This window comes from Pseudobdellovibrio exovorus JSS (genome assembly GCF_000348725.1).
GTDB classification, from domain to species: domain Bacteria; phylum Bdellovibrionota; class Bdellovibrionia; order Bdellovibrionales; family Bdellovibrionaceae; genus Pseudobdellovibrio; species Pseudobdellovibrio exovorus.
Genome location: NC_020813.1, coordinates 961,135 through 977,088, shown reverse-complemented (window position 1 = coordinate 977,088; position 15,954 = coordinate 961,135). Strand labels below are relative to the sequence as shown.

At 41.0% G+C, this 15,954-nt stretch carries 12 protein-coding genes; 7 read left to right on the top strand and 5 right to left on the bottom strand.

The window, feature by feature from the left end:
* Positions 1–14 precede the first annotated feature (14 nt).
* Positions 15–749, top strand: coding sequence for a ComEC/Rec2 family competence protein (locus A11Q_RS04875; protein WP_148284939.1), 735 nt, complete (start codon positions 15–17; stop codon positions 747–749).
* Positions 750–805: 56 nt separating this feature from the next.
* Here A11Q_RS04875 and ald read toward each other — a convergent pair whose 3' ends face one another.
* The 5 genes from ald to ruvC form a co-directional block, all read right to left on the bottom strand.
* Positions 806–1,912 carry an alanine dehydrogenase gene (gene ald, locus A11Q_RS04870; RefSeq protein WP_015469676.1) on the bottom strand — a complete coding sequence of 369 codons (1,107 nt, stop codon included), beginning with the start codon at positions 1,910–1,912 and terminating at the stop codon, positions 806–808.
* 153 nt (positions 1,913–2,065) lie between these two features.
* A complete protein-coding gene (gene lpxC / locus A11Q_RS04865) occupies positions 2,066–2,968 on the bottom strand; it encodes a UDP-3-O-acyl-N-acetylglucosamine deacetylase (RefSeq protein ID WP_015469675.1) in 903 nt (300 codons plus the stop codon).
* Positions 2,969–2,982: 14 nt separating this feature from the next.
* Positions 2,983–3,966: a Holliday junction branch migration DNA helicase RuvB gene (ruvB, locus tag A11Q_RS04860; protein ID WP_015469674.1), complete on the bottom strand. Its 984-nt coding sequence runs from the start codon at positions 3,964–3,966 to the stop codon at positions 2,983–2,985.
* On the bottom strand, positions 3,963–4,562 hold the full coding sequence (gene ruvA / locus A11Q_RS04855; protein WP_015469673.1) for a Holliday junction branch migration protein RuvA: 600 nt from the start codon (positions 4,560–4,562) through the stop codon (positions 3,963–3,965). Before ruvA ends, ruvB begins: the two co-directional genes overlap by 4 nt.
* Positions 4,559–5,068 carry a crossover junction endodeoxyribonuclease RuvC gene (gene ruvC, locus A11Q_RS04850; protein WP_015469672.1) on the bottom strand — a complete coding sequence of 170 codons (510 nt, stop codon included), beginning with the start codon at positions 5,066–5,068 and terminating at the stop codon, positions 4,559–4,561. The genes ruvA and ruvC overlap by 4 nt, the downstream gene beginning before the upstream one ends.
* 59 nt (positions 5,069–5,127) lie before the next feature.
* Here ruvC and A11Q_RS04845 point away from each other — a divergent pair, with 59 nt between their 5' ends.
* Genes A11Q_RS04845 through A11Q_RS04820 form a run of 6 tightly spaced genes read left to right on the top strand, consistent with a single transcriptional unit; the run spans position 5,128 to position 15,954 of the window.
* On the top strand, positions 5,128–5,928 hold the full coding sequence (locus A11Q_RS04845) for a tetratricopeptide repeat protein (protein WP_015469671.1): 801 nt from the start codon (positions 5,128–5,130) through the stop codon (positions 5,926–5,928).
* Between the two features lie 43 nt (positions 5,929–5,971).
* Entirely contained in the window at positions 5,972–6,538 is a 567-nt protein-coding gene (gene efp, locus A11Q_RS04840; RefSeq protein WP_015469670.1) for an elongation factor P, read from the top strand.
* Positions 6,539–6,553: 15 nt separating this feature from the next.
* A complete protein-coding gene (locus A11Q_RS04835) occupies positions 6,554–7,624 on the top strand; it encodes a tetratricopeptide repeat protein (RefSeq protein ID WP_015469669.1) in 1,071 nt (356 codons plus the stop codon).
* A complete protein-coding gene (locus A11Q_RS04830; protein ID WP_015469668.1) occupies positions 7,621–11,598 on the top strand; it encodes a translocation/assembly module TamB domain-containing protein in 3,978 nt (1,325 codons plus the stop codon). Before A11Q_RS04835 ends, A11Q_RS04830 begins: the two co-directional genes overlap by 4 nt.
* Positions 11,598–14,387 (top strand): outer membrane protein assembly factor, encoded by a 2,790-nt coding sequence (locus A11Q_RS04825; RefSeq protein WP_015469667.1) that lies wholly within the window; start codon positions 11,598–11,600, stop codon positions 14,385–14,387. Before A11Q_RS04830 ends, A11Q_RS04825 begins: the two co-directional genes overlap by 1 nt.
* A 58-nt stretch (positions 14,388–14,445) precedes the next feature.
* Entirely contained in the window at positions 14,446–15,954 is a 1,509-nt protein-coding gene (locus A11Q_RS04820) for an MmgE/PrpD family protein (RefSeq protein ID WP_015469666.1), read from the top strand.

Below are 15,954 nucleotides of genomic sequence, written 5' to 3'. Positions count from 1 at the left end.
TAATAATTTTCCTGATGATCTTCTTCAAGCATAAATATGTCGAAGCTCCTGAATACGTAGAAATCTGGGTGACTTGGAATGTAGGACAAGGTCAGTGGGTATCCCACATTCAATCGGATTCCTGCTCACATTATGATGTCGGTGGGGAATTCGGTTCCTTTAAAAAGATCAAGAAAGCACTACTTACCCACTGTGGGCGAAAACTAAATCGCCTCAGTATCAGCCATTGGGATTACGATCACTTTTCTAATTTGCACTTTTTAGCACGTCAATTGCCACGACTTTGCTGGCTGCTCTATTCTAACTACGGAACACAAAAAGCTTCCGTTCAAAAATTACTACAACTGAGCATTCCCCAATGCCCTCAAATTAAGAATAGCTTGTTTATATGGGTTCCAACAGAGATCAAAAATACTAACGACTCCTCTGTGGTGATTGAAAGTCAGGGCGTACTTCTTCCTGGAGACTCTTCAATCAAACAGGAAAGACAATGGGTTCCTCATTTCCAGTTGCAAAAGACCGAGGTTTTAATCTTAGGACACCATGGAAGTCGTACGAGCTCAGGAAAAATACTTATTGAGCATCTACCATCGCTTGCCTTTGCTATTAGCTCGGCTCGCTACGCTCGTTTTCGCCATCCCCACCCTGATGTGGTCCAAAGACTCAGACGGGCACAAATACCTGTTATTAGAACCGAAGACTGGGGAAACATTTGGTTTAAGACTTATCCGAAAAGACAAAAGCCGTAAGTGTTATGCTTACGGCTTTCAATTCTGAATTTAATATTCAATATTTAGAATAGAATTTAGATTTTGTATGGTCTGTATTCCATACCCAAATCGCGTGCTACTGGCTCGTAACAAACATATCCACCATAAACATTTAGACCCTTCATTAAAGAAGCATCTTTAGCTACAGCGTCTTCTACGCCCATCGCCGCTAACATAGAAGCATATTTCAATGTCACATTAGTCAACGCATACGTCGATGTTCTTGGGACAACACCTGGCATATTTGGTACGCAATAATGGATAACACCATCAACTTCATACGTAGGATTTGTATGAGATGTCGGACGGCACGTTTCAATACAACCGCCTTGGTCAACAGCAACGTCAACCACAACAGAACCTTTTTGCATTGAAGAGATCATCTCTTTAGTAACTAAAGTTGGCGCTTTATGGCCTGTGATCAAAACACCACCAACAACTAAATCTGATTCTGCCACAGAGTTTTCGATGTTAATTGCATTCGAGAATAACGTTTGGCAACGGCCTTTGAAAATATCATCAAGGTATTCAAGACGAGCTGTGCTTACATCCAAAATCGTAACTTGAGCGCCCAAACCAACAGCCATTTTAGCCGCGTTAGTTCCTACAACACCGCCACCAATGATTGTAACCTTAGCTGGTTTAACCCCTGTCACACCACCCATCAAAATACCTTTTCCACCATGGTCTTTTTGTAAGTAGAAAGCACCTACTTGAGTCGCCATACGACCAGCAACTTCAGACATCGGAGTTAAAAGAGGTAAAGAACGATTTGGCAATTGAATCGTTTCGTAAGCTACTGCTTTAACTTTTTTCTCTACCAAAACTTTTGTCAACTTAGGTTCTGCGGCTAAGTGCAAGTAAGTGTAAAGAATTTGATTTTCTTTCATTAATTCATATTCATCAGGAAGTGGTTCTTTAACCTTCATGATCATATCAGCTTTTGCATAGACTTCTTTTTTAGTATCGATAATTTTCGCGCCAGCTTTTTCGTATTGCTCGTTCGTGATACCGCTACCAACACCAGCATCTTTTTCAACGATAACTGTGTGACCTTCAAGTGTTAGTTGCTTAGCACCCGCCTCAGTCATCCCTACGCGGTTTTCGCTGATTTTAATTTCCTTAGGTACTCCGATAATCATAAATCTCTCCTTATAAATTTTGAGATTTTCCGTTGTTATTTTTGAGTCGCCGCAAAGCTACCAGCTAGGCTACAGAAAAGCAAAATGTAATTATTACCGTTGCACAATTTACCCGCAACGAAGACCGCAATCAATTAAACGCATTCCGGTGAGCTAAACGGACCAGTTCGCAAATCTTTTTTGCTCTTGAGTCACGTCTGCCCCCATTTCTACGAAACGATAGGACTGTGGGGAAGCCACAATTTTTTTAATCAATTTATTCATAATATCGTGACCGGCACGATTTAAAACTACGTGTCCCATTAGTGGCATCTCAAGAGTCACTAAGTCACCCAAAGCATCTAAAGCTTTATGTCGTACAAATTCATCGCGAAAACGCAGTCCCTCTGGGTTTACAACTTGGTGGTCATCCAAAACAATACAGTTTTCAAGGCTACCGCCTTTAGCTAATCCTGCGGCTTTCATCGCATCCACATCTTTTAAAAAACCGAAAGTCCTAGCATTGGCAATTTCACGTACAAATGTCTGTTCGTTAATTTCCATATCAAATGTCTGCTTGCCAATAGCCACATGAGGGAAATCAATGGTAACCGTTAATCGAAGTCCATGATATGGTAACACATACGCCGACTTTTCACCTTCGACATAAGAAATAGGTTCCGTAATATAGCAATAGCGACGGGGCTCATCTAATTCGATCAGCTCGCCGCCCAGTAGCGCTTTCATAAAATACTGAGCACTTCCATCGCAGATAGGGATTTCAGGCCCATCTAGCTCAATATAAATATTGTCTATCCGTAAAGCTGATAAAGCCGAAACACAGTGTTCAATTGTATTCACCTGAAACTCAGGTCCACCTAAACTCGTTTGATAGCTGACAGCTTGAACATTTTTAGCAGAAACTTTTAAATAAGGTCTATGCGGTAAATCCGCACGAATAAAGTAAACTCCCGTATTGGCAGGTGCTGGCTTGAAACGCAGTGTGGTTTTTTCACCTGAGTGAATACCCACGCCATCTACTTCAACCGTCTTACGAATTGTTTTTTGAAAAAACATAACTCAATTCCTATTTAGAGCAAATTCATCTGCTTCGTGTAGTTTGTTAACATTCTACCACGAGGAGTTTTTTGAATAAAGCCCTCTTGTATAAGGAATGGTTCGTAAACTTCTTCCAGAGTTTCGCTTTCCTCACCTAAAGCCGCCGCCAAGGTCTCAATACCAACAGGACCGCCTTCATACTTTTCGGCGATCACTTTCAATATACGGCGATCCATTTCATCTAAGCCATTTTTGTCCACGCCCAACTGGTCTAAAGCATATACAGCAATGTCATTGTTGATCGTGCCATCGCCTTTGACTTCTGCATAATCACGAACACGTTTAAGCAGACGATTAGCCACACGCGGAGTTCCGCGTGCACGTCGCGCAATCTCGGTTGCAGCTTCAGTGTCCATTTTAAAACTTAAAATCTCTGAAGAACGCAGAAGAATTTTACAAAGAGCTTCACGATCATAGAATTGTAGTCTTTCTTGAATACCAAAACGATCACGGAATGGATTATCTAATAATCCAGCGCGTGTCGTTGCTCCGATCAAAGTAAACGGCACCAATTGAAACTTCATCGACTGAGACCCTAAGCCCTCACCCGTAACGATATCGATGTAATAATCTTCCATCGCTGTATACAGATACTCTTCAATTGCACGGGGCAATCGATGGATCTCGTCAATAAACAAAATCGAAAATGGGCGAAGACTCGTTAAGATCGCCGCCAAATCCCCTTTTTTATCAATAGCCGGAGCCGAGGTGATTTTAATATCTACTTTTAATTCATGGGCCACAATTTGTGCTAAGGTCGTTTTACCCAACCCTGGGGGGCCAAACAAAAGCGTATGATCCAACGGCTCACCACGCTTAGAGGCCGCTTGCACAAATACTTTCAACTTTTCTTTTACATCATGCTGACCGGGAAATTCATCAAAGCTCTGTGGTCTTAATTTGTTTTCCCATTTTAAATCTAAGTCTTGCATCTCACTTTGTATCACTCGATTCATCCGATTTGTCCTGACAATTTTTTAAGACCTTCGCGCACACCCTCTTCAATCGTCACTACCAGAGGCAATGTCGCAACAAACTGATCCACATTCTGATTTTTAAACCCTAAATTCACAAGCGCCGATGAAATTTGGCGATGAGTCTCGGAAAGTTTATTCGCTTTCGCTTTACTTCCTATCGCAGCTTCCACTCTAACTAACTTACCCTGAAGTGTTAGAATAATCTGCTCGGCCGTTTTCTTGCCTACTTTAGGAAGAGCCGATAAGGCTTTTGCATCACTTGACTCAATCCAATCCTGAATTTGTGCCACTGGAGCACCCGACATCACCGATAGAGCTGACTTCGGTCCCACACCATTCACCTTAAGCAATTGAATGAAGAACTCTTTCTCTGGTTTTTGTAGAAAACCGAACAGTTGAAAGGCATCTTCACGCACATGTGTGTAAATCCATACTTTCATATTCTGACCTAATAACACTTGCACATCCGTAAGCGTCTGAGCCGAAGCTGAAATATCATAGCCAACACCGTTCACATTTAAAACGAACGAGTCCGCCGTCACATCAAAAACAATACCTTCTAGAAAACCAATCACGCTAATTCCTGCTGCTTACTTCTTTGTTTCAAATCAATCATTCTTAACTGGGTCGCATGAAAGCAGGCCATAGCCAAAGCATCAGAGGCATCCAAAGATTTAACTGGGCCAATCTGTAACATATTGCGAACAACTAAGCGAACATGTTCTTTTTCTGCGCCGCCATTGCCCGTAATTCCCTTTTTCACTACACGTGTGGCATATTCGTAAACCTTACAGTTTGCGAGTAAAGATTCATAAATCACTACACCGCGAGCATGGCCCATTTTAAAAGCGCTATCTGCATTTTTACCTAAAAATATTTTTTCTAAGGACAAATGTTCCGGTTTGTATCTATCAAAAAGTTCTCGCACGCCAAGCCCTATTGATTGAAGGCGTTCTGACAAAGGCACGTCAGGATCAAATTTTAAAACCCCATAATCAATCGGTGTCATCTTTGTTCCCTGTACGGAAACCACACCATAACCCAAAAATCTTGAACCAGGGTCTATTCCTAAAATAATCATATCTTATTGAATAAGTAGCTTTTCTTTCAGTCAATAAAATGAGAGGATTTTAGATAGATATGACACGAGAAGATGAGATTGCCGAACTCCAGAAAGAGCTGCAACAGAACCCCCGTTCTGCACAATTTGCCCGCTTGGCAGATATGTATCTTTCACGTGATATGAATGCCGAAGCCGAAACTCTTGTTAGACAAAGCTTAAAATTTCATCCTCGTTCCGTCAGTGGCCTGATTCTTATGGGACGTATTTTAAAACTAAAAAAATCCCATCAAGAAGCCCTGAAGCCTTTAAGCGACGCCACAGCTCTAGCTCCTGATAACTGGAAAGCATGGCAAGAGCTTGCCGAGGCTCAACTTGAGCTGAAAAATGGCAAACAAGCCTTAGCCGCATTCAAGAAAGTTTTGTTTTTTAATCCCACTCATCAACTGGCAAGACGAGCTGTCGCGAAGCTGGAACTCCTAACAGCCGATGAATACGAAGATGATCTTTTCCAAATGCAAAAACTCTCTGAAAAAGACGCCTTCAATTCAAACAACCAAGGCACAAATCAGACATGGAGCCATCCGGATGAGCAAATGGTTCGCACCTTATCGTACATTGATGCTTTAGTAGTCAGACACGAAAACGCAAAAGCACTTAAGTTGCTCAATGAATACTCAGAACAACACGGAAAACATCCCGAAATCGAATCCCGTAAACTGAAGCTTTCTGTTTTTGAAGAGCCGACCTTTATTCAATCGAAATCGGCTGAAACGGCATCTCAAATCCGCCAAAAATTAATCGTCGAGAAAAAGATCTCTACCCTTGAAATGTTGCTGCGCAGAATTGAATCCAATAAAAGCGATTTGTTGTCGACTTAATTCAGATGAATTACAGTGGAAAATCAATACTTTGGAGTGAATTATGTACGAAACATCTGATTTTAAAAAAGGCCTAAAATTAATGGTCGATGGTCAACCTTATGTGATCGTTGACTTCCAACACGTTAAACCAGGAAAAGGGAATCAATTCTCTCGCACAAAAATGCGCAGCTTACTAACTGGTCAGAACTTAGAAAGAACTTTCAAGTCTGGTGAAAAGTTTGAAGTCCCTAACGTAGAAAATGTTGAGATGACATTTTTATACAAAGACGACAATGGGTTCAACTTCATGAACCAAACAAACTTCGAACAACTTTGCATGATGGATCATGAAATCGGTGATGCAAAAAACTACTTAACTGAAAACTTGGTCGTTGTGATCACGCTTTATAATGAAAAAGCTGTGGTAGTAGATGTACCAAACGCTGTTAATTTACGCGTAGCTCAAACAGATCCAGGCATTAAAGGTGACCGCGTTACAGGAGCAACTAAACCTGCAACTATGGAAACTGGTTTGATCGTTAACGTTCCACTTCACATCAACGAAGGCGATGTTCTTAGAATTGACACTGAGAGCGGCGATTACGTTGAGCGTGTAAATCAAAAGTAATAATGGGGCCTCGCCTTGGCTGGTAACAACAGTCTTGAGCTCGAAATCAACTCTTTGTTTCAAGAGGGCAATACTCTTGAAACAATTTGTGCCGAGATCATTGCAAAATACGAAAAAAGCGATGTGATCAGCCCTTCCGAGGCCGAAAGTATCAGCCACTTCCTGATTACAGCAGGTCGACCTGACCTGTTGTTTAAATTTTATCTTAAGTGCCTCTACAAAGACTCTATTGGTGATTTTCCTTGGGGATCTTTCAAAGAAGCTTATGACCAATTTGAACCCTCGCTTCCAACTTCATTACTCGACATTATCGAAACTGCATTAGACGATAAAAAAAATTATGAAAATGCGTCGAAGTCACCATCCTTGGTAAACTTAATACCTTCGATCTCGGCTTATCTGGACAGTAAAAGGCAACAGTTCGACAGTGAACGCTTGGCTACGAAGACCAAATTGATTTCACAGCTGAATCACAATCGACTTTACCAATTGCGCGAGCAAGAGGAACAAACTCTGCAACAGTTGATTCGTATGTTCCCACTTGATACGGAAGTAAAGCTTCTACATCAAGCGCATCTTGAAAAAAAGGCTGATGAAATTCTTTCTCGTGTTCGCTCCCCGCGCTCGAACAAATACAGCCGCCATCTGGTTGAAAAACATTCTCCGGAAACCGAAGACTTTATTTCGCAAATCAGAGAGCATATCAGTACACTTTCAGATAAACTCCAAACAGAAGCTCCTGAACAACTCTATAATCTGACCATATTGGCTCTTCAGTTTGAACTGTACGATCTGAGTCTTGAGCTTATCGATAAAGCTCCAAAATCTTTTGCAAGCGAATGGCTTAAAGCCGAAATACTTTTTGAATCTTCGCGCTTTCTTGATCTACTTAAGCATCTAGAGAGCATTGAAAAAGATATGACCTCTACACCCGAATCAACATACGGGTCTATATACCTCAGAGCACAGGCCTACTACGGCCTAGGACAAAAAGAAATTGCGATTCAACTTTTAGAGTCCCTTTCAGCGAAAGTTCCTTCTTATCGTTCAACAGAAGCTCTTATTCACGAATGGAGGAACTCGTGACTAAGAAAACTAAATTTATAAGCTTAATTTTATCTCCGATTCTTGTTCTTCTGAGTCTTGCCACTATATGGCTTCAAATCGTGAAGCCGAGCGTGATTGATTTTATCACTGCACAAGTTCCGCGAATCAATGAGATGCAAAATGCAGTGACGATCCAAGTAGGACGCTTAGATCTTTCTTTACTTAAATTACAACTGATTGCCTACGATACAGAGATTACCTTTAAAGATGACTCCTTACCCTTTGAACCCATCAAAATTCAGAGGACAAGCGGACAAGTCGATATTTTTGATTTAATCATCGGACAATTGAGTCTTTCAAAAGTGCAACTGGATGGTGCCACATGGAAGCACACGATTGCACCATCTGCTGATTCACCCCTTCCTGAAATTCCCGTTGAAGATATTTTTAAAATCGTAGAAATGGTTCCTGTTCAGCGCGTGGTCATCGCACAATCCTCAATTGAAATTCAATTGCCCAATCCCAACGGCACTGTGGATCTGAGCATCCCCTCTTTACTTTTATCTAATCGGCGTGGCGAATTAGATCTACAAACCAAAGACCTCGACATTACCTTCACTCCACAAGGAGAATCTCATCCTATTACGGCTTCGGCTGACATCTCGGCCAATTGGAACAAAAATGAGTTACAGCTGAATCAGTTTATCGTAAAGCTTTTAAACTCTAGTGTGTCTTTAACAGGCTCAACCAAAAAAGTCCGCACTCTTCTTACAGCACCAGAAGCTCAACTTCAGATCAAAAATAGCTTTAATTTAGAAGATGTTCGCAGCGTGGCCTTAACACTATTCCCTCAGAAGCAGCGTATACCTGCTGTGTCGGGCTCTATTCAGACCACAGGCGACATTAAAATTAACAGTTTGGACGACATCGCTGGCTCTCTTCAAGCGAAGACCACTCAGGTGGTTGTAGATCATATCAAACTTGGTCAAGCGCAGCTCAAAGCTAACTTGAAAAAAAGTCATATCGAACTGAGTGAAATTAATTTAGAACATCCATCTGGGGACATCCTTTTAAAAAATTCGCGCATCGAACTACGAAGCCCACATAACTTTAGCACTCAAATTCAAATTGGAAGTTTTAATCTACAGAAACTTTTTAAATCTCTTGAACTGAATGACATCCCAGCAGAGTTTTCGGCTGTCGGCTCCGCCAACTGTAAAGGAGCTCTTAAAGCCAGCCCCCATGGCTCTTGCTCTATTAATGCCGATTTAGCTGATTTATGGGTTAAGCCAGGGCTGCAAGAAAAACTTAACATCATCAAGCTCAAACAAGCTAAACTCAATGGTGACGTACAGTTTACAGATCAGGGCCTAAACTATCAAACAGCCATCCACATTGGAAGCTCTCAGGGTAAAAGCGCTGGAAGTGTCGACTTTAAAAAAGGTTACTCTTTGAAGTTTGAAACAGAGCGACTTTCTTTTAAAGACGTCGAGTCTTTAGCTGACCTTAAAATTGAGGGGGATTTAAAGATCAGTGGTTCCTCTACAGGAGACACGTCCCACGGAGTTATTACAGCTGCTTTAGAAATGAAAGACTCTGTTTTAGAAGATTTCAGGCTAGGTCTTTTTAAATCAGATCTTAATTACAGAAAGTCCCAGTTGTTTTTTTCAAACGCAAGCTTAAAGGTCGGCGATAGTGATCTGGGCGGAGACTTATCTTTCGATTTTTCTGCATCTCAATTACAAGGCCACTTTGAATCTAAGAACCTGCAAGGACGAGATCTATTTTATATTTTAAATAAAAAATTCGAAATCCCCTTTCAACTCACAGGAAATGGTTTTGCTCGTGTCAACATTGCAGGACCATTCGATTTCTGGAAACTTAAGTACGATTTAAAATCTGAATTGAAAAATGGCTCTGTCGCCGATGAAAGCTTTACTATCTTAAAAGCTGATTTAACTTCTGATGGTAAGAAAATAAATTTTGATAACGTCTTTATTAATAAACCAAAATCACGTATCAAAATCACTGGACATATCGACACGACGAGTGCCGACCCTCGCTTTCAACTTCAGCTGAATGCCAATCCTTTACTCTTAGAAGAGACTGACCATGTGATTCAGTTTGCTCCTTCTGTCGCTGGCGTCATGTATGCCGAAGGTGATGTCACAGGCACTATTGCCGCACCTGAGGTGGCGTTAGACTTCTCTTTGCGCCAAGTTTCACATGATAAGTTCGACTATCCTAATTCTCAGGGGAAAATCGTCATTAATAAAAATCACTTTGTTTTTGATGGACAGTTTTTCGGACGACAAATTCAGTCCAATATCGTTTGGCCGTGGAACGAGAATCATGGGTTTACAGCAAAAGTCCTTATCCAAGATTTAAACCCTTTATTTCTATTGCCTTTAGCCTCATTACCACACCCGAGCTCGGACTTTAATTCCAGCTTAAGTGCCGAGATTGATTTATCATCTCGACAAAGACATTTTTCAACTGCAACGGGCCAGATCAAAATCAATGACTTCTTTTTACAAAGGGGTAACCAATCCCTTAAATTACAAAAGCCCGCTAGCCTGATTTTTAAATCAGGCTTATCCAGCATGGATAATATCCACTTAAAAGGTGACGATGCTTTCTTAGATCTTAAGATGCTCTACACCAATAACAACAGCACCCGCCTTGATCTATCTGCAGATCTTCAGCTTAGAATATTTCACTTTTTAGTGCCTTTTACTCAGTCTTTATCGGGCAACCTCAATGTTAACAGTCAAATTTTAATTCGCCCCAATTCATTCGAGTTACTGGGTGAAGGCGAGTTAAGCGATGGGTTTGTGGCCATGAAAGGCTTCCCTCAAGCTATTGAAAAACTCAATACGCCAATTGAATTTTCAAAATCTAAAATCTTACTCGGCGATATTACTGGACAGCTTGGGCAAAGTGATATCACTGGAGTTGGGCAAGTCGATATTCTAGGGCCGAAAAATATCGCCGTGAACTTACGTGCCATTGCCGATAATGTGGAAATCACCTTCCCAGATAAAATCTTTTCCTCAGGAAAAGCCAACGTTCACTTCTCTGGAAATTGGTTACCTTATACTTTAAAAGTGGACTATGTCGTGTCTCATGGCCTGGTCGAAACCAACTTTGAACAGGATGCAAGCCAAGCGACGACTTTACAGGCTAGCTCTCTTCTTCCTCCTCAACGTGCAGAGCAATCCATTCCTTCTTTGGCTTTAGATGTCAACGTGGACATCTCGCGCGGTATTTTTATTCGCAACTCTTTGCTTGAAGGCGAAGCTGTAGGGAAATTAAAAGTTCTAGGAAGTCCCGAGTCTCCGATATTAGCGGGAAAAATTGATATTCGCCCAGGATCTAAAATTATTTTCAAAGATAAGCCGTTTGATGTACAAATTGCGACTATTCAATTTCATCAGACTCGCGAAATCAATCCGGACATCTACATAGCTGCGAACTCTCGGATATCTGATTATGACATCAACCTACTGGTGCAAGGGACTCCGAAGAAACTTGTCATCAAGCCGACAAGTCAGCCTCCTCTGTCAGAGGCCGACTTATTCTCGCTGATAGCTCTTGGAGTGACATCTGAAACAGATCAGAATCTTAGCTCTGCTACCCAACAGACACAAACAGGTCTAGAGGTATTAGCGGTTATCAGTAACCAATCACAGCTCAACAAGAAAATTCAAGAAAAGTTGGGCCTAACAGTGCAACTGGCCCCTTCTATAGACAGCACGAAGAATATCGCTGTACCTAAAGTCGTTGTAAGTAAAAAGATTTCAGATAAGCTCACAGCCTCTTACGCCAAACCATTTACGGGAAATGATCAGAATCAAGAGGTTAAGCTGCAATATCAGTATAACAAGAATATATCTTTCTTACTGAACTACCAAAACAAAGATACTATTCAGCAAGAACAGGTCACCAATGTGCCGACAACTAGCAAAGATATCTTAGGGGTCGACCTTGAGTATCGTGAGGAGTTCAAGTAGTGAAAGCTTCTTTGAAACTTTTCATTTTTGTCTGTCTTTTTTCTTGTTTGTCGGTGGCGGCAGAACCGCGCTACTCAGTTAATTTAAAAGACTGGCCTGAAGACATTACAAACAAGATCATTTCTGTTGCACCCGAGATAAAGGAAAAAAATCTTTCTTTATCGACCCTGAACTCTATTCTTAAAAAAATTGATAGTACTTTAAATTTTAACTCACTGAAATTTGCCAAAATATCGCCGAATTCGTCAGAAGTTATTCTGATCGGCGAGATCTCACCGACTATTCAAAAGATCTCATTCTCTGGTCTGAGTGGACTAAATGAAACTGATGCCCTAAATATCATGGGTCTGAATGTAAATAATATTTTAGATGAACAGAATCTGCATGCAGGAACGGATAAACTCACACAATACTATCGTGAACAGGGCTATCGATTTGCACAGGTATCATCAGAAATTGTACACGAAACGACAATTGCTAAATCCGTTCTATTCACTGTCGACAGAAAGCAAAAAACACAGTTGAGTAACATCACCCTGACGGGCTTAAACAGCCCTGTTGTGCAAAGACAAATCGAAAAGTCATTACAACGCAATTTTTGGCGTTCAACTGTCAATCAAGAGACCTTAAGTAAGATTAATACGCGCTTAAGAGGCCTACTCAGCAATCAGGGATATTACCAAACACAAATTCCTTCCCCTCAAATTATTTTTGCAGCAGATGAGCTAAGCGCCCGCCTGAGCTATAAATTTGAAACGTCACCGCGCTTCTACATTGAAGTCATCAACTCGCACCGCTTCGAGCATACGTATTTAGAGGATGATATTTTAAAATTGAATACTTTTGTTGCTAAAGACGGCAACATGATTCCCGACCTCATTGAAGACCTAAAGGCCTTTTATGTTGCTGAAGGATTCCCCCATGTAGAGGTAACCTCAACGGAAATCACAAAAGACAACATCAACCAAATATTCTTAAATGTACAAGAAGGCCCCTTTACTAAAATTGCTGACTTCACTATTACAGGTCAGTACTCACGCGATGAAAATTTCTATAAAAAGAAATTCTATGAACTCTCTTCACAAAAAGTTCAAGACAAGACCTACCTTAAAGAAGATATTGAGTTAGCTGCTAAAAACTTACTTATCTATTTACAAAATGATGGCTATGTAAATGCGAAGTTATCACGCATTTATGTCTCTACCGAAAAAGAATCACCACAAAATGGTATTATCCTTTTACAGCTCGATGAAGGCCAACAAGTTAAGCTCTCAGATGTGCAATTCACAGGCGTGTCAGAAGAGTACCAAACAGAAGTCCAAGGAATCCTTGGCACCTACGCAGGCCAAAACCTGAGCTTAATTCAACTTGAAAACAACATCGTTCGCCTAAAAGAGTATTACCAAGAAAAAGGTTATATCGAATACGAGTTAGTCAATGAAGGGCCAGAGCTGATTTCCTACTCTGACAACAACAGCGAAGCCAAATTGAACTTTAAAATTAAAGAAGGGCCTTTGGTTAAAGTTCAATCTATCTTGATTGAAGGAAACACGCGCACAAAGGATAGATTGATTCATATTGAACTCGACTTTAAGGCTGGCGATACGCTCACACCGCAAAATATCGACGAATCTGTCGCTCGCCTTCAACGAACAGGACATTTTAACTCCGTTGAAATTACAACTTTAGAAAAAGACAGTGATATTTCGCAGAGGACTGTTCTTGTAAAAGTCGTAGAACGCGACCCTGGTGTCCGTCTTTTAGGTTTCGGTTTAACGGATGAAAATCGCGGAACCTTACATGGATACGCAGGGATTGCTTATCGAAACTTCTTCGGCTGGGGTGTCGGTCTTTCCGCCCGTGCAGAGCTTAATTACAATTTCGCTCTTTTAAAGTACCTAGAACAAAAATATATCTTCGGTTTTGTTTGGCCTTACCTATTTGATAGCCGTGCGCGCTTTAGAACAAGTGCGACTCGTTCAAATACAATTGCCGACGTGACTATCAATAAAGTGACAGAAGCTCACATTGCTAATTTTGCTATTGAACAAGATTTCACATCCCATGTAACTGGAATATTTGCGTACAATGTGGCGACTTATAAAGATCACGGGATCACCAACGAAGATGAAATTAAATACAATTACAGAAGTGAAAGTTTGGTTATTGGATCTATTGGTCCAACAATTGATTTGGATTATCGCGACAATCTTTTCAATCCAACAAAAGGTAGTTTCTCGCGTCTAGCTGCGGAATATTCAACAGAATTCTTAGGCAATAACAATGTGGATGATTTCTATCGTATTATTGGACAGACGACACATTACTTCCCGATCAATAATGACGGTTGGGTTTTTGTACAATCACTACGTGGTGGTTATATAAAAAATATCGACTCAAAAGGTGAAGGCGTTCCTTTTGATAAACGCGGTTTCCTGCTGGGAGGTCGTACAACAATTCGTGGTTTTGAATCCTCTGAATTCTTTCCATCAAATCAAGAAATCGGCGCCTCTTATCGTCTACTTTCAAGTTCGAGCTATGAACTTGTAAAGTCTGAAATTCGTTTCCCTTTAAGCCATAAATATGATCTTTCTGGAGCTGTTTTTTATGATGGTGGACAGGTTCGTATTGAAGGACTTAATCTTACAAATAAATGGCGCGATGCCGTAGGAATTGCCTTCCGCTATAACACTCCCATTGGCCCATTAAACCTAGAATACGGGCACAAACTTGATAAAAAAGCAGGCGAATCAGACGGCGCATTTTATTTGTCCGTAGGCGTTTTCTAAGCTAATTTCTATAGGCTTATACATTTTATTAAATACTAAATAGGTAAGGAGAACCTCTATGCGTCAACACAAGCTACGTGTGTACCCATCAAAAGAAACCTTAAACCGCCAAGATCAATTGGCTTGGAAAATGGCAGAAATCTGTACAGACAACGCTACCATCAAAGATGATGTTATCGACATGGTCATCAATCGCGTTATCGACAATGCTTCGGTTGCCATTGCTGCTGCGAACAGACGCCCTGTTGCTTCTGCACGTTCTATGGCTTTAGCTCACCCGCGTGCTGGTGGTGCTACAGTTTTCGGGATGCCGAATGATCAAAAATTTTCTTGTGAATGGGCAGCATGGGCCAATGGAACTGCAGTTCGTGAATTAGATTATCACGACACTTTCTTAGCTGCTGACTACTCTCACCCTGGCGACAACATCCCACCAATATTAGCTGTAGCTCAACAAATGGGTAAAACTGGTAAAGATTTTATCCGTGGTGCAGTAGCTGGCTATGAATTACACGTAGATCTAGTTAAAGCTATTTGCTTACACAAACATAAAAAAGATCATATCGCCCACTTAGCACCTGCATCTGCTGGTGGTATTGGTGCTTTATTAAATTTACCAACTGAAATCGTTTACCAAGCGATCCAACAAGCGGTTCACGTGTCTTTCACTACTCGTCAATCTCGTAAAGGCGAAATCTCATCTTGGAAAGCTTATGCACCTGCTCACGCTGGTAAGTTAGCGATTGAAGCTGCTGACCGCTGTATGCGTGGCGAAGGCGCTCCATCACCAATCTACGAAGGTGAAGATTCAGTTATCGCTTACATGTTAGATGGCAAAGATGGACAATACCTTGTTACTTTACCTGAAACTGGTGAAGAAAAACGCGCTATCTTAGAAACATACACAAAAGAACACTCTGCTGAGTACCAATCTCAAGCCTTGATCGATTTAGCTGCTCGTATGAAAACTAAGATCACAAACTTTGAAGATATCAAAGAAATCGTGATTCATACATCTCATCACACTCACTATGTTATCGGTACGGGTGCAAACGATCCTCAGAAAATGGATCCGAAAGCGTCTCGCGAAACATTAGATCACTCGATCATGTACATCTTTGCAGTCGCTCTACAAGACGGAACATGGCACCACGTTGATTCTTATGCTCCTGAGCGCGCTAACCGCCCTGATACAGTTAGACTTTGGAATAAAATCAGAACTGTTGAAGACGCTAAATGGACAGAGATGTATCACGATCAAGATCCGAACAAAAAACGCTTCGGTGGCCGTGTAGAAATTATCTTCAACAACGGAGAAAAACTAGTTGATGAATTAGGTGTTGCGAATGCTCACCCTGCTGGTGCTAAACCATTCAAACGTGCAGATTACATCCGTAAGTTTGACACTTTAACTTCAGAGATCATCACAAAAGATGAACGCAATCGTTTCATCTCTTTATGTGAGCGCTTACCTGAGTTAACAGCTACTGAAATTCAACAATTGAACGTTCAAATTCCAATCGACAAATTGATCAACAACAAACGTGATCAAAAAGGAATTTTCTAA

Excerpts from the sequence above, each read along its gene's own strand:
- A11Q_RS04875 (WP_148284939.1), top strand. The coding sequence starts at position 15 with ATGATCTTCTTCAAGCATAAATATGTCGAAGCTCCTGAATACGTAGAA.
- A11Q_RS04845 (WP_015469671.1), top strand. The coding sequence starts at position 5,128 with ATGACACGAGAAGATGAGATTGCCGAACTCCAGAAAGAGCTGCAACAG.
- ruvB (WP_015469674.1), bottom strand. The coding sequence starts at position 3,966 with ATGAATCGAGTGATACAAAGTGAGATGCAAGACTTAGATTTAAAATGG.
- lpxC (WP_015469675.1), bottom strand. The coding sequence starts at position 2,968 with ATGTTTTTTCAAAAAACAATTCGTAAGACGGTTGAAGTAGATGGCGTG.
- efp (WP_015469670.1), top strand. The coding sequence starts at position 5,972 with ATGTACGAAACATCTGATTTTAAAAAAGGCCTAAAATTAATGGTCGAT.
- ruvC (WP_015469672.1), bottom strand. The coding sequence starts at position 5,068 with ATGATTATTTTAGGAATAGACCCTGGTTCAAGATTTTTGGGTTATGGT.
- A11Q_RS04820 (WP_015469666.1), top strand. The coding sequence starts at position 14,446 with ATGCGTCAACACAAGCTACGTGTGTACCCATCAAAAGAAACCTTAAAC.
- ald (WP_015469676.1), bottom strand. The coding sequence starts at position 1,912 with ATGATTATCGGAGTACCTAAGGAAATTAAAATCAGCGAAAACCGCGTA.